The following is a 15,394-nucleotide window of genomic DNA, read 5'->3' as shown; positions in this document are numbered from 1 at the left end:
ACCTGCTGCCGACGGCATGGTGTGCCCGCCGGGTGGAATACCAAAAAAAGTCCAGCCGCCTGCCGTTTTTCGGATATTTTCCTGATCAACGCGAATAATGTGCGTAGAGTTACATGAAATTCCGCTAATATTTTTATGGCACCCGGGGGGATAGCGCGCATGATCAGGTCCGGCTCTCAAAAACTGGCCGAAAGACCCGCAGGGCGGTCCCGGATGAAATGGATTGCCTCGTCGATCCTGTTTCAGTCCACCGCGCTTGCCGGAACGCTCGCCGGCGTTCCCATCCCGTTTTATTCGCGGGGTTACACCCGCGCCTATGCGGCCGTCAGTTGCGATTCCTCCGTGAAGACGGAGACGGCATCGAATATCGACGAAAGCCAGTTTCAGCAAAGAAACGGGGATGTCTCCTCGCAGACAATCAGTTGCACCATCGGTTCGGGAACGCTGACGACGGCGCAATATGCCTATGGCGGCCCCTATATGTCGCTGTACAATGTGGGCGATGGCGGCGGCAGCGACACCTATCGTGGCACCCCCTATGGCGTTCATTCCAACTGGGCCTGGTCCGGCTTCGGCGTCAAGGTCACAAACAATGCCACGATCGCGGTCACCGAAGCTTCCGACACACAATTGCTGTTTTCGCCGGGCGGGAGCATCACGCTCGGCGATCTGCGCACCTCCGACACGCAGTATAACGCCCTCGGCGTCGTCTCGCTCGGCGCTCTGAACTGGAGCGATACCGACGACAACAAGAAAACCGGCGGCGGCAATGGCGGCGCGGTGACGATCGTAAGCTCCGGCGATGTCTCGAGCACGGTCGGCGGCGGCATCTTCGCCCTGTCCCAGGGCGGCACCAACCAGCATGCCGACGACATCGGAGAACAATATTCCGGACAAGGCTCGCCCGTCACCGTCAAATCCTATGGCAAGGTTTCGGGCAGCAGTTTCGGGATAGCCGCGCTCAGCATCGGCGGGCCTTCGACCTATAGCAGCGACAGCGATTTTTCCGGACCGGGTGGCGGAGACTATGTCTCCGTCTATGCCGGAGGGCCGGTTTACGCGACCAAAAGCGGCCCGGCGATCCTTGCGGCTTCCTATGGCGGCAACACGCCTTACAACGTCAACAGTTTCGGCGATGGCGTGCAGGGCGGCAATGGCGGCAACAGCTACACATCCGAGATAACGGACTGGCAGAAGCGACCCTATTACAACGCCGTCAAGGTCCAGGTCGGCAGCACCGCCAAGCCCATGGCGGGAACGATCAGTACGCGATCGGCGGGTACCGTCAATCTCTGGCTCAACAACCAGAATATCCAGTTGACGCGCGAAACCGGCGCTGCGATTGCGGCGATCACGCGCGGCGGAAACGGCCTTGCCGGAGGCGACAAGCAGGCCATGGACGGCGGTTCCGTCGGTCAGGCCGCCGTCTATATCTATGGCTCGTCGGCGACGACAATTCAGACAAGCGGAACGAACTCGCCCGGCATTCTGGCGATCAGCCAGGGCGGCACATCCTATCAGTCGGACAAGGATGACAACGAAAGGCTTGGCGGACGAGCCTCGTCGGTGACGGTGACCGTCACGGGCGGCGGAACGATCGACACCAAGGCCGGCTACTCGAGCGGCATCATCGCGCAGTCTCTGGGCGGCGGCGGGACATCGACCTTCAAGCAGACCAAGGGCATGGGCGGAGCCGCCGGCGCAGTCACCGTCTCGAACGATTTTGCGATCACCACGACCGGCGATCACGCCCATGGTATCGTCGCGCAATCGGCGTCTGCCGCCGATGGCGACGGGATATACACCAATACCGGTAGTGGCGCGCTGACCTGGGGCGACACAAGCTCCAGCGGTTCGACCAGCAGCGATGTGACGGTGACCAATTCGGGCAATATCACCGCCTATGGTATCGACTCTCACGGTATCGTCGCCCAGTCCATCGGCGGCGGCGGCGGGCTTCTGCAATCGACCGGGACGATATCGACCACGAGTTACAGTGCCGGCTCGGCCGTTTCCGATCCGAGCCTCGGCCAGACCATCGGCGGCCAGACCTACGGCTCTTCTCCGGCCACGGTAACAGTTACCAACAAGGGCAATATTTCGACCTATGGCGGCTATGCCGGCGCAAAGACGCCCGCCAGCAGTTCCGATCAGACGGAACTGGGCGGCGGCATCGCCATTCTGGCGCAGTCGATCGGCGGCGGCGGCGGCACCAACAGCGGCACGGGCGCGACGGGCGCGATCGGCGCGGGAGCAAACTCCAGTCTGGCAGTCTCAAGCAGCAGCAGCGGCACGGCAGGCAGCGATGGCGGCGCGGTCCATGTCACCAATTATGCCAACCTCACCACGGCCGGTTCGGAGGCGCACGGCATCGTTGCCCAGTCCATCGGCGGCGGCGGTGGCCAGGGACGCAACAAGAAGGGCCTGTTTCACACGGTCGGCGGCGCCGGCGGCGGCGGCGGCGGCGGCGGTGACGTCAATATCGTGACAGAATCAAACACCGCGATTTCGCTCGCCGGCGACTATGCGTTGGGGATTGTCGCCCAGTCCGTGGGCGGCGGCGGCGGCGTCGGCGGCCAGGCGACCGCCTGGGGTATCGGATTTTCAAGCGCCACCGGCGGCAGCGGCGGTCCCGGCGGCGATGGCGGCAGTGTCAAGGTCACGCAGTACGGATCCGGGACCAAGGGTGCCAGCGACTACAGCGCGCTCTCGACCAAGGGCGACCATGGCACAGGCATTCTGGTGCAGTCGATCGGCGGCGGCGGCGGCGTTGGCGGCAATGGCAAATCGACCAGCGTCAGCGCCGGCATCAGCATCTCGATCGCCCATGGCGGCAGTGGCGGTGATGGCGGCGATGGCGGCGAGGCCATGGTCTATACCAATGGCGTGATATCGACCTCGGGAACGGACGCGCAGGGTATCGTCATTCAGTCGATCGGCGGCGGCGGCGGCAATGGCGGCCAGGCCTCTTCGAAGGCGATCGCCGCGGGCGTGCCGTTCGACGAGGAGGGCAACACGGTATCGCTTTCCGTGTCGATCGCCCATGGCGGAAACGGCGGTTCCGGCGGCGATGGCGGCAAGGCAAACGCACATATCTACAAGTCATCCAGGATTATCACGACCGGCGACGGCGCGGCCGGCCTTGTCATCCAGTCGATCGGCGGCGGCGGCGGCAATGGCGGCGATGCGACCGCCAGTTCCGTCGCAAAATCGATCACGTCATGGCTGGCCGAAGGTGAAGAGAAGGTCGATGCGGGCACGGATTTCGCCATTTCGGTGAATTCCTATGTCGGCGGTTCCGGCGGCAGCGCCGGCACAGGCGGCGCGGTGAGCGTCAGCCATTATGGCGCGATCAGCACGACGGGCGGTTATGCCGACGGCATTCTGGCGCATTCGATCGGCGGCGGCGGCGGCAACGCCGGAACCGGCTCCGGCTCCACCAAGGCGTCAAATGGCATCAAGTCGGCGGCATTGAATATCGGTCTGGGGGCCGACGGCGGCACCGGCAATAACGGCGGCAGCGTTGATGTCCATATGGACGATGCCGGGGCCTCGATCTACACCGGCGGGCATGTGTCGCGCGGGATATTCGCCCAGTCGATCGGCGGCGGCGGCGGGTCCTCATCCGGCGGCGGCGGCAGCGGCGATGCCGACTGGGATATCACCATCGGTCTCGGCGCCAAGGGGACGGCAGGCGGCGATGGCGGCGAGGTGACCGTCTCGAGCGAAGGGACGATTACCACAAAGGGCGACTGGTCGGATGCCATTCTCGCCCAGTCGATCGGCGGCGGCGGCGGCGCGGCCGGTTCCGGCAAGAGTTCGCTTTCGATCAAGGAAGATGAGGATGACGACGACAGCGATGATGGTGGTGACGATGATGGCGGCGACGATGCCGAATCGACGCAACTGTCCGCGACCACGGTTGCGTCGTCCGACGATGATGGCGGCGGTGATGATGACGACGGCGGCGATGACGACAGCGACGACAAGACCCTCACATTCGGGGTAACCGTCGGCTCGACCGGCGGGGCCGGCGGAGCCGGCGGGGCCGTGACCATCGGCAAGGACAGTTCCGGCACGGTCGTCGGCACCGGAGCGATCCACACCTATGGCACGATGTCGTCCGGCATTGTCGCGCAGTCGATCGGCGGCGGCGGCGGCGCGGTCGCGATCTCGTCGGGCAGCGATGATTCCGACGACAGCAGTTCTTCCAGCGCGTCGGACAGCTCCGACAGTTCCGACAGCAGCGCCACGCTCACCATCGGCTCGGACGGCGGCAGCGGCGGCGATGGCGGCGATGTCTCGGTTTACGCCAGCAACATCTACACCGGCGGGTTCGCCTCGCACGGCGTCGTCGCCCAGTCGATTGCCGGCGGCGGCGGGATAGGCTTTTCCTCGGGACTTGCCGTTTCCAAGGTCAAGATCGGCCTCGGCGGGAAGGCGGATGGCAACGCCGGAACGGCCGGAACGGTAACGGTCAAGACCCTCTCCGATACCCAGATCGTGACCAAGGGCGATGGCTCGCAGGGCATTATCGCCCAGTCGATCGGCGGCGGCGGCGGGCTCGTCGGCGTGGCGCTCGGCACCGCCAACGCGGTCAATGACGATACCATCTCCAATGTGCTCAGCGTGACCATGGGGTCCGACAGCAATTCCGGTTCGGCCCATGGCGGCACGGTGACGATCACCCATGCCGGCAAGATCACCACCTACGGCACCCGCTCGGCCGGCATCGTCGCACAGTCGATCAGCGGCGGCGGCGGTTTCCTGACGGCAGCAGCGGCGGTCACCGACACGATATCCTTCGTCAAGGAACAGGCGCCCAACAGCGCCGACGAGGCGTCGGTCACCCTCGAGGGTGGCGCCTCCATCGTCACCTCCGGCGATGGCGCTTTCGGCATACTGGCGCAGACGATTTCCGGCGGCGGCGGCGTGGCGGGTGATCTGGCGCAGAAGCTCAATGCGTCCTACGGCTATTACGGCGGCACGTCGAGCGGTTCAAATTACTACTATTCCGACAGCGGCAATGCGGAGCGTACCGGGACCGTGGGCGTCACGATCGCCTCCGGCGCGTCTATCAGCACCACCGGCAAATACGCCCACGGCATCGTGGCGCAGGCGATTGGCGGTTCGGGCGGTATCTTCACCCAGAACGGCAAGACCTATGCCGGAACACTCGGTCGTTTCAACAACACGAAAGGTTCTGATGCGGACGGCAATTCGCTATCCGGCTCGCTGGCCGTGACGATCGGCGGTTCGGTCACCGTGACGGATCCGACCGCGTGGGGCGTGTGGGCGCAGACCACCGGCGATACACTGACGCTGACGCTGGATCAGGGCGGAACGCTGACAGGATCCGGCGCGGCCGCCGTGAACGGAGAGTATCAGGGCGGCGCGCTCTATGTTTCGACAGCCAAGAAGACCAGCGTAACGCACAGCAATTCCGGCACATTAACCGGCAATATCGTGCAGCACGACTTCGCCACGTCATCGTCTTCCGCGGCGAACGGAATGGTGCAGACCGCAGCTCTTGGCGGAACCAGCTTTTTCCTCAATCAGGGCACGGGCACCTTCGTGACCGGCGCGATCGCCGATGTCGACAGCGTTCTCAACGCCGGCAGCATCGATCCGGGCGGCGCATGGAACACGATTTCGACGACGTTTACCGGCGATCTTGCCGGCGTCGGCTCAGCGGGAAGCGCCTATGATGTGGCCGACCTCGGCCTTTCGACCACGTTCTCGCCGTTCAGCTACTTCAAGCGCAGCGACAGGATCGACTGGCGGACCGAAAGCTCCAGCAGGGGCGGACTGTTCACCAATCTCGACGTCGACATGGAAAACGGCACGGCCGACAGGCTGCTGATCGAAGGCGATTTCGCCGGGACATGGGGTGTCGACGTCAACGCCAATGCCCTGCTGCCAAACACGCGAACCGAGTTCCTGAAGGCCGAGGGGACCGATACGTCGACGATCACGGCGCTGTCCTCCCTCGTCTTCGACTTCACCGAGGTCACCATGTCGGCCGAGGGTTGGCATGGTTTCTCGGTCGCCGATGCGCATTTCATCGATAACGGCGTCTCGCTCGGGAAAAATGCAGGCGGGGTCTCGACGGCCATGCAGCAGGCCTGGGACAAGATTGCCGATGGCAGCGCGAGCGAAGTGAAATTCGCCGCCGACGAAATTTCTCTTGGCCAGGCTTTCGGCGCATTCCATCAGTCCGAACCGGAAACCTTCTCCGACATGCTGCTGGAACTCGACTCGCAGACGGCGGCGGCTCCTCTGGCCGGTTCGCCTTCCGCCGCCATTGCCGCGGCCAACAGTGTGCTGTCATGTCCCGCCTTCGAGACGACCGGCGTGATGATGGACGAGGGCTCGTGCGTCTGGAGCCGTGCGCTTGGCGGAGAAACGACGCAAGGATCGCACGGAGATGCTTCCGGCTATACCCAGTCGGTCGGCGGGCTGCAGTTCGGCGGCCAGAAGGCGCTGGACGACGGCTGGTTCCTGGGTGGGGGGCTGACCTACGAAAACAGCTGGTTCCGCAATGACAGCGGTTCGGAGAAGACGGATCAGCAATCCTTTACCGGCGCGGTCGCGCTGAAGAAGGAAATCGGACCCTGGCTCTTCGGCCTGGTTGGCGGCGCGGGCTATAACTGGGGCGATTCCAAGCGCTACATCACTCTCGACACGCTCTCGGCCACGGCCCGCGGCGAGCCGGATTCGGCGATGTTCTTTGCCCGGTTCCGCGCATCCTATGAGGTCGCCTTCAGCGATGAGTATTATATGCGCCCGAAGGTCGATTTCGACATCATCAACATGCACCAATACGGCTATACCGAGACCGGCGCCGGCGCATTGAACCTGATGATTGACGGCAATTCCGATACCGCCTTCGGCGTGACGCCCGGGATCGAGTTCGGGGCGCGTATCCCGTTCCTGGAGGACTGGCCGGCGCGGCTTTACGGCGATCTCGGCGTGTCGTTCCTGTCTTCCGACGAATGGGAGACGACGGCGCGGTTTGCCGGCCTGTCATCGATGGACAGTTTCTCGACCTTCACGCCGATTGCGGATACGGTGGGCCATGTCACGCTCGGGCTGGATCTTGCAAAACGACAGGGTATGGATCTGAGATTCCAGTATGACGGCGCCTTTGCCGATGACTATCAGTCGCATACCGGCTCGGTGAGGCTCGGCTATCGTTTCTGACGGCATGTGCCGCGGCCAGCGATATCAGCCGGTTGCTATTGGCGGGAGAAGGTTAGAGCGTCGGGCGAAAAAGTGGAATCCGGTTTTCGTTAACCCGACGCGTCAAAAAAAGAATCTAGAGCATCGCGCGATGCCAATTAATCGCCCGATGCTCTAGACGCGCTACGGTGCGTTGATGCCGGCCTGTTCTCCCGCCCACCGACCCTTCCCAACTGACTGGAATACACGATGCCCGCCGATCTGCCAGAAACACAGGATCCCCGCGCTGTTGCCGAGACTGCCCGGCCCCCAGCGGCTTCGTCCGCCGCGCACGAGCGCGCGGATGCGCCGGAAGCGCCGGTCGACCCCTCGGTGCTCCAGACCAATGTGACCTGTTCGCGGGGCTTTCCGCAGTGGCTGGCGATGCACAATTGCTCGGTTGCCTTTACCTCCTACCAGACCGGGCAATTGTTTCTTGTCGGCACGTTTCCCAACGGATCCTTGTCGCTGCACCAGCGCAATTTCGTCCGGGCGATGGGGTTGATCGGCGATTCGCAACGTCTGCTGCTGGCCGGCCTTGCCCAGATATGGCGTTTTGAAAACGTGCTGGCGCCGCATGAGCGCGCGAATGATCATTTCGACAGGCTCTATGTTCCCCGTCGCGGCCAGACGGTTTCCGATCTCGATGTCCATGAGCTCGGGATCGACGCGGCCGGCCGTCTGATTTTCGTCAACACCAGATATTCGTGCCTGGCGACGGACAGCGTCGCGCATTCGTTCAAGCCGGTCTGGCGTCCGCCGTTCATCTCCAGACTGGCCCCGGAGGATCGGTGCCACCTGAACGGCCTTGCGATGGAAAACGGTGTTCCGCGATTTGTCACATCGGTCTCGACCTCGGATATCGTCGATGGCTGGCGCGAGCATCGCCGCGATGGCGGCGTGGTCGTCGATATCGAGACGGACGAGATTGTCGCCGAAGGCCTGTCGATGCCGCATTCGCCGCGCCTTCATGATGGCGCTCTCTGGTTTCTCGATTCCGGCAATGGCTATCTCACCCGGCTCGATCTGGAAACCAGGGCGAAGGAGCGTGTCGCGTTCTGCCCCGGCTTTCTGCGCGGGCTTTCCTTTCACGACGGGCACGCCTTTGTCGGGCTTTCGCTGGCGCGGCGCGAGGGGGTGTTTTCCGGGCTCAATCTTCAGGACGAGCTCGACCGGCGCAAGGCCGAGGCCTGGTGCGGGTTGCAGATCGTCAACACCGCCAATGGCGATATCGTCGAGTGGCTTCGCCTCGAAGGCGGCATCAAGGAACTGTTCGACGTGCGCGTATTGCCGGGCGTCCGCTGCCCGATGGCGCTGCCGACCTTCGGTCCGGAACTCGCCAGCTTCATCACCATCGAAGCGCCCGACCAGCCACTGTCGGAGCGCGGCTGGAAGCCTGCCTGAAGGGCGGCTTGGAGCCTCCGTCGATGGACACTGCGGCGCGCTTCACCACCGCACATTTCCGGATCAGCGATCGGTCTCTCTGGCGCGCACCTCGCCCAGGATATCGGCAACGTCCCTCGCAAGCAGTTCCGCCACCTTGGTGGCGATGCGCGGAAGGGGGCGGCGGGCGCTGATGCCGAGCGAGATGGTTTGCGGTCCGATCGACAGCCCCCTGACCGGGATCGCCACCAGCGTGCCGTCCAGCAGTTCCTGCGCGGTGTCGAGTTCCGAGGTCATCGCCACATGACTGCCGGAAACCACGAGCTGTTTGAGAAGCTGGAGCGAATTGGTCACGACCGGCGGGCGGTTTTCGGAGAATATCCAGCCATGATGGGCCTCCAGTATCCGCCGGATCGCGAGCGCCGGGCTTTGCACCGCAATCGCATGGTCGCGCACCGTGGCAAGCTTGACCTCCTTCAGGCCGGCAATCGGGTGGCCGGGCGCGGCGATGCAGTGGAGCGGCAGGTCGTCCGTCCACAGCACATGAATGTCACGCTGGGGCTTCATGTTGAAGGCCAGCGCGATATCGGCCTCGTCCGCCCGAAGTGCCGTCACGGCATCATCGGGCGTCGCGATTTCCACGTCGATGCGCACCTTCGGATAGACCTCGGCGACATGGTGCAGGAAGCGCGGCAGGACGCCGTTGGCGAGGCTGTCCATCGCCACCAGCCGGATATGGCCGAGATTGACGCCCTGCATCTGCTTGACGTCCGACCAGATGCGGTTTTCGTCGGCATTCCAGCGCCGCGCCAGAACCACGAACATCTCGCCCGCGGGTGACAGCGTCATGCCGGTTACCGTGCGGTCGAAGAGCTGGACCTCGAGCCGCCCCTCCAGAAGCTTGATCTGCCGGTCGATGGCCGAGGCCGCAATGCCGATGGCGCGCGAGGCCGCCTGGATCGAGCCATGGTCGGAGACCGCTTCGACATATTGAAGACTGCGCGGGACGAGATGAAGTGCCATGGCCAACCATACTATAAATTAGAATGAAGAGTTACCGTTAATATCATGGATTGTGATGAAGGAATGCGCGTAGCATTGCGGTCAACAGAAGTGCTTCACAATCAGACCGGGCAATCCCAGACATGAACAACGCCATAATGACCCTCAACACCGCCGCGGATGACAAGGCGCTTTCGATGATGGAGCCGCTTGTCGAGCGTTCGGTCTGGGTCTGCGAGGCAAGCCTGGCGGCAAGGCCGTTCGCCGACGGTTCCGCGCTTGCCGAGGCGCTGATGGAAACGATCTACCGCTCCGGCATCAGCCGGCAACGCGCGCTCTTCGGCGTTCATCCCGAACTTGCCGGCAGCGAGGCGTTGGCCGGCCGCATGACCGCCGCCTCCACCGGCGAACAGGCGCGCCTCGGCCTGCTTGCGCTTTCGCAGGAAGAGGCGGCGCGGCTTGCAACCCTCAACGCGGCCTATCGCGCCCGCTTCGGCTATCCCTTCATCATCGCCCTTCACCGCGTTCCAGATCTCGGGGCGCTGTTCGAGACCTTCGCGCGCCGCCTCAATCATTCGGCGCTCGAAGAGCATGCCCTGACCCTGGCCGAAATCGCCTCGGTGATTGAATCACGTGTGAACCGGCTTTTCGGTGGTTCGCCCGCCTCCTCCCTCGCCCAAGCTGAAACCCTGGAGTAACCAGCCATGAAAACAGTTCTTGCCCTTTTCGCCACCGCCGCGATCGCCCTTTCGGGCGTCACTGCGGCGCATGCCAAACAGACCATCCGCGTCGCCGGCAATTTCGCCACCGAACATTCCTCCTCGCTCGCCATGGCGAAGTTCGAGGAGGAGGTCGAGCGCCTGTCGAACGGTGAAATCGACGTCAATATCTTTCCGGCCCAGCAGCTCGGCGGCGCGGCGGAAAACGTCCAGGCCGTCAAGCTCGGCTCGATCGAGTTGATGTGGGTCGGCACCGCCTATCTCACCCGCACCGTTCCCGGCCTGGAAATCATCGGCCTTCCGTTCCAGTTCAAGGACCGCGAGCAGGCCTTCGCCATCGTCGATGGCCCCGTTGGCGCAGCACTCGACGAGAAGCTTGCCGAAGAGGGCATGACCTCGCTCGGCTATATGGAGCTCGGCTTCCGCCAGCTCACCAATAATGTCCGCCCGATCGAGACCGTCGAGGACATCGAGGGCCTGAAAATCCGCCTGCAGCCGAACGAGACCCACCTCGCCACCTTCCGCGCGCTCGGCGCCAACCCGGTCGCCATGGACGTCAAGGAACTCTATTCCGCGCTCGAACAGGGCGTGATCGACGGCCAGGAAAATCCGTTCGCGATCATCAATGTGGCGGGCTATGCCGAAGTCCAGAAATATCTCTCGAACACCGGCCACTTCTTCGACTTCATCTCCGTCGTCGGCAACAAGGCATGGTTCGACGGGCTCGACAGCGACACCCAGCAGATCATCATCGACGCGATGGGAACAGCGATCGCCTATCAGCGTGAACTGGCCGCCGAGCAGGATGCGGCGGGTCTTGACCAGCTTGTCGAGAAGGGCATGATCTTCACCGAGGTTTCACCCGAACTGGCCGAGGCACTGCGCGAGAAGACAGCAGGCGTGGCCGCCGAAACGAAGGGCCGGATCGACCCCGATCTGGTCCAGCTGCTCGATGATGAAACCGCCAAGTCCAATATGTAACACCGATGGTTTTCAACCAGTTCTTCACCAAGATCCTTGCGGGCGCCGACTGGTGCGCCCGCATCCTCGTGATTGCGAGCGCGGCGGCCATGGTCGTCGTGGTCTCCGCCCAGGTGGTGATGCGCTATGTCTTCAACAGCTCCTTCGACTGGGCTGACGAAATCAGCAGGCTCGCCTTTGTCGCAACGATCTTCATCGCGATCCCGCTCGGCATTCGCGAGGGGAGCCATGTCAGCATCGACATGCTAGTTTCACGCCTGCCCGCAACGTCGCGCCGGAACCTTGCGAGGCTGATGAGCCTTGTTGCCGCCGGGCTGATGGGGATCGTCTTCTGGACCGCCATCATAACCGCCAGGGTGACGTGGTCGGAACGCCTCGGCACGCTCGACCTGACATCCAGCGTGTTCTTCTTCCCGATCATCATCGGTGCGGCGCATGCGGCGCTTCACCTTCTCCATCTTTCGCTCTATCCGGCGGAGCCGCGCCCATGAGCCTGATCGTCATCGCCACGTTTCTGACGCTCGCCTTTCTCGGCATGCCGCTCGCCTTCTCCCTCGGCGTTGCAGCGCTTGCCGGCCTCTGGCTTGCGGGCTTCGATGTCAACGTCATGGCGCCGCGCATCCTCAACGCCGTCAATTCCTTCCCGCTGATGTCGATCCCGCTGTTCATGATCGCCGGCGAACTGATGCTGAAGGGCGGGATCATGGAACGGCTGATCGATTTCGCCAATGCCTTCATCGGCCGCGTGCGCGGCGGGCTGGCACAGGTCACCATCATTTCCGGCGCCGGCCTCGCCTCTGTCTCGGGCGCTGCGGTGGCGGACGCCTCGGCGCTGGCCTCGACACTGGTGCCGTCGCTGAAGAAGCAATACGGCCTCGGCTTTTCATCCGGCATCGTCGCGGCCGCCGCCAATCTCGGGCCAATCATTCCGCCGTCGGGCGCGATGATCGTCTACGCCTTCATGGCCGGTTCCTCGGTCTCGGTCGGCGGCATGTTCATGTCCGGCGTCATACCCGGCATCCTGCTCTTCCTCGCCTTCATGGCGCTTTGCTGGTTCATCGCATGGAAGCGCGACTATCCGCTCGCCGGAGAGCCGATCTCGCTTGCGAACATATGGCGTCAGACGCGCCGCAACCTGGTCGTCTTCCTGATGCCGGTGATCGTCATCGGCGGCATTGTCGGCGGCGCGTTCACGCCGACGGAGGGGGCTGCGGTCGGCGTCTGCTATGCACTGTTTCTCGGGTTTTTCGTCACAAGGCGGCTCACGATCTCGGACCTGCCGCATGTGCTGCTCGATGCGGCGAAGACCTCGGCGCTTGTCGGAGCGATGATCGCGTTCGCCGCCACCGTGACCTTCCTGTTCACCATCGACCTTCTGCCGATGAAACTTGCCGGCTTCATGCAGGGGCTGACCGACAATCCGTTCGTCTTCCTCTGCCTGATCGCCCTGATGCTGCTCGTGGTCGGCATGTTCCTGGAATCGAACGCCGCCTACATCATGCTGGTGCCGCTGTTCCACCCGATCGCCCTGCATTATGGCATCGATCCGCTGCATTTCGGCTTCCTCTTCGTCCTCAACCTGGTGATCGGCATGCTGACCCCGCCGGTTGGCGTGGTGCTGTTCGTCATCTGCGGCGTGACGGGGGTGAAGATGGGGGATCTGGTGCGCGAAAGCTGGCCGTTCATCGCCGCCATGTATGCGGTGCTTGTCGCCTGCATGCTGTTTCCGGCGCTGGTGACCTGGCTGCCCGAAAGGCTCGGCTACTGATGCGGATATTGCTGATCAACCCGAACACCACCGAGGCGCTGACCGAACGCCTTGCCGCATCCGCAAGAATGGTGCTGCCGCCGGACGCCGAGCTTGCGACGGTCACGGCCCGGCGGGGATTTGCCTATATCTCCTCGCGCGCGGAAGCGCAGATTGCCGGCGCCGAAGTGCTCTCGATGCTGGCGGAAAAGGCCGGCGCCTTCGATGCGGCGGTGATCGCCGCCTTTGGCGATCCCGGTCTTTCGGCCGCCCGCGAGCTGTTCGACATTCCCGTCACCGGCATGAGCGAGGCGGCGATGCTGACGGCCCTGTCGCTTGGCGAGCGCTTCGCCTTCGTCACCTTCACGCCCCGGCTTGCCGCCTGGTATGGCGAACAGGTGACGCGGGCAGGCCTTGGCGGCCGGTTTGCCGGAACATTCACGCCGGAAGACGGCTTTTCCGATATTCGCAATGTCGCCGAAGACCTCCGGGAGCCGCTTTTGCGCACATGCCTGACGGCCAGCAAGACGGCGGACTGCATCATCCTGGCCGGCGCCCCGATTGCCGGTCTGGCCGATGAGATCGCCGGGGGCGTACCGGCCATGCTGATCGACCCGGTCAGGGCGGCAGCGGTTCAGGCTGCGGGCTTGTGCCGGCTCTTTCCCGCAGGCGCGAGCCACGGAAGCTTCGCGCGTCCGCCGGCAAAGCCCTCGACTGGCCTTGCGCCAGCGCTCTCACGCCGGATGTCGCCGCCCGAACAGAACTGAAATGTCGGACACAAGGCACTAGATTCTTTGTTTTGACCGTCGGGTTAACGAAAAACCGGATACCGCTTTTTCGCCCGACGCTAGCGACGACCTACCAGGCCGTCGCGGGCAAAGCCTGTGTTTCCTTGAGATAACCCGGCTGGAAAGCCTGCCTCTCAGTCGCCGCATCCGCCTTTGCGAAAACCCGGCCTACGCCGAACAGGACCGGGTTGTCGTAGCCGATTTCAGCCATGCCGCTGCCAAGGCTTGCGAGCGTGCCGTGCCAGCGCTTCTCCTCCGGGCGGCTGATATTGGAGGCGATCAGGATCGGCGTTTCGGGCGCGAGGCCTTCGGCCATCAGCCTGTTGCTGATCTCGTTGGCCGTGCGTCCGCCCATGTAAAACATCGTCGTCGTCTTCGGGTCGGCGATGGCGCGCCAGTCGACATCGTCCGGCAATGCGCCTTTCTTCGAGTGCCCGGTGACGAAACGGACCGACTGGGCACAATCGCGGTGGGTGAGCGACGTGTTGGTTCCCGCGGCCAGCGCGCTCGCGGCGGTGATGCCCGGAATGACAGAGACCGGAATGCCCGCTTCCTTCAAAGCGGCGATTTCCTCGCCGGAACGCCCAAAGATCGAGGGATCCCCTGATTTCAGCCGCACCACGCGCCGTCCCGCCCGCGCCAGATCGAGCATCATCCGGTTGATGTCCTCCTGCCGGCAACTCGTCCGCCCGCCGCGTTTTCCCACCAGCATGCGCCTGGCCTCGCGGCGCGCAAGCTCAAGGATTTCCGGCGAGACAAGGTCGTCGAACAGGATCACATCGGCCGATTGCAGCGCCCGCATGGCCTTGAGCGTCAGAAGCTCGGGATCACCCGGCCCGGCGCCGACAAGCGTAACGCTGCCGGTCCGGGGCGTCTTCGCGATCGTCTCCGCCGTTGCGAGAATGCGCTCCGCTGCGCCTTCATCGGGTCCGGACTGCCCGGCAAAGCTGAGGTCGGCGAAATGCTCCCAGAAGGCGCGGCGCGGGCCACCCGGTTTCAGCCTGGCGCCGACCAAATCGCGCAGAGAAGCGGCAAGGCCCGCCCATTCGGCAAGCGCCTTCGGCAGCAGCGTCTCGATCCGCCGCCGGATCGCCTGGCCCAGTATGGGCGCCGCGCCATCGGTGGAAATGCCGACCACGACCGGCGAACGGTTGACGATGGCGCCGAACTGGAAGCTGCAATGGGCCGGCTTGTCGATCACGTTGCAGGGCACGCCCTCGGCTTTCGCCCGCGCGGCGAAAGCTTCCGCTTCGTCCTCGCCGTCGCAGTCCGCCAGCGCCAGACCGGCCTCACGCCAATCCGCCGCCTGCCAGCCTCCGGCACGAACGCTGATCCTGCCGCCGGCCTCAAGCGCCAGCAATTCATCGCAGGCAGGCCCGCCACCAAGATACACCGTCACATCGGCGCCGGCGGCCGCCAGCAGCTCCGTCTTCCAGGCGGCGGCCTCGCTCGCGCCTGCGACCAATACCGGCCTGCCTTTCAGGCGGAAAAACAGCGGCAGGACGGCAAGTGCCTCCATGCGCGCGGGTGTTTTTGAGCCTCCGGCAGCCATG

The 15,394-nt window shown here is 63.9% G+C and carries 9 protein-coding genes; 7 read left to right on the top strand and 2 right to left on the bottom strand.

The annotated features are described in order from the left end of the window. Positions 1–213 precede the first annotated feature (213 nt). A complete protein-coding gene (locus tag HQ843_RS11805) occupies positions 214–7,203 on the top strand; it encodes an autotransporter outer membrane beta-barrel domain-containing protein (RefSeq protein ID WP_180898134.1) in 6,990 nt (2,329 codons plus the stop codon). A gap of 228 nt (positions 7,204–7,431) precedes the next feature. Continuing rightward, positions 7,432–8,625, top strand: a complete 1,194-nt coding sequence (locus HQ843_RS11800; RefSeq protein WP_246710355.1) for a TIGR03032 family protein — start codon at positions 7,432–7,434, stop codon at positions 8,623–8,625. Between the two features lie 63 nt (positions 8,626–8,688). On the opposite strand, the gene HQ843_RS11795 is transcribed toward HQ843_RS11800, so the two are convergent. Further along, positions 8,689–9,627: a LysR family transcriptional regulator gene (locus HQ843_RS11795; RefSeq protein WP_180898135.1), complete on the bottom strand. Its 939-nt coding sequence runs from the start codon at positions 9,625–9,627 to the stop codon at positions 8,689–8,691. A 122-nt stretch (positions 9,628–9,749) separates the two neighbouring features. Between HQ843_RS11795 and uraD the strand changes: the two genes are divergently transcribed. The 5 genes from uraD to HQ843_RS11770 are packed head-to-tail and all read left to right on the top strand — an operon-like array spanning position 9,750 to position 13,820. Further along, the gene (gene uraD / locus HQ843_RS11790; protein WP_180898136.1) at positions 9,750–10,304 is read left to right on the top strand and encodes a 2-oxo-4-hydroxy-4-carboxy-5-ureidoimidazoline decarboxylase; all 555 of its coding nucleotides are present in this window, start codon (positions 9,750–9,752) and stop codon (positions 10,302–10,304) included. A 6-nt stretch (positions 10,305–10,310) separates the two neighbouring features. Further along, positions 10,311–11,306: a TRAP transporter substrate-binding protein gene (locus tag HQ843_RS11785; protein ID WP_180898137.1), complete on the top strand. Its 996-nt coding sequence runs from the start codon at positions 10,311–10,313 to the stop codon at positions 11,304–11,306. A 5-nt stretch (positions 11,307–11,311) separates the two neighbouring features. After that, positions 11,312–11,797 (top strand): TRAP transporter small permease, encoded by a 486-nt coding sequence (locus tag HQ843_RS11780; RefSeq protein WP_180898138.1) that lies wholly within the window; start codon positions 11,312–11,314, stop codon positions 11,795–11,797. After that, positions 11,794–13,074 (top strand): TRAP transporter large permease, encoded by a 1,281-nt coding sequence (locus HQ843_RS11775; protein ID WP_180898139.1) that lies wholly within the window; start codon positions 11,794–11,796, stop codon positions 13,072–13,074. Before HQ843_RS11780 ends, HQ843_RS11775 begins: the two co-directional genes overlap by 4 nt. Beyond that, positions 13,074–13,820 (top strand): aspartate/glutamate racemase family protein, encoded by a 747-nt coding sequence (locus tag HQ843_RS11770; protein ID WP_180898140.1) that lies wholly within the window; start codon positions 13,074–13,076, stop codon positions 13,818–13,820. Before HQ843_RS11775 ends, HQ843_RS11770 begins: the two co-directional genes overlap by 1 nt. Before the next feature lie 91 nt (positions 13,821–13,911). Here HQ843_RS11770 and cysG read toward each other — a convergent pair whose 3' ends face one another. After that, the gene (gene cysG / locus HQ843_RS11765) at positions 13,912–15,393 is read right to left on the bottom strand and encodes a siroheme synthase CysG (protein ID WP_246710354.1); all 1,482 of its coding nucleotides are present in this window, start codon (positions 15,391–15,393) and stop codon (positions 13,912–13,914) included. Position 15,394 lies beyond the last annotated feature (1 nt).

The sequence above is a fragment of the Martelella sp. NC20 genome (assembly GCF_013459645.1).
GTDB lineage: Bacteria > Pseudomonadota > Alphaproteobacteria > Rhizobiales > Rhizobiaceae > Martelella.
The sequence above is the reverse complement of the archived record's forward strand: the minus strand, read 5'-3'. Positions and strand labels throughout refer to the sequence as shown.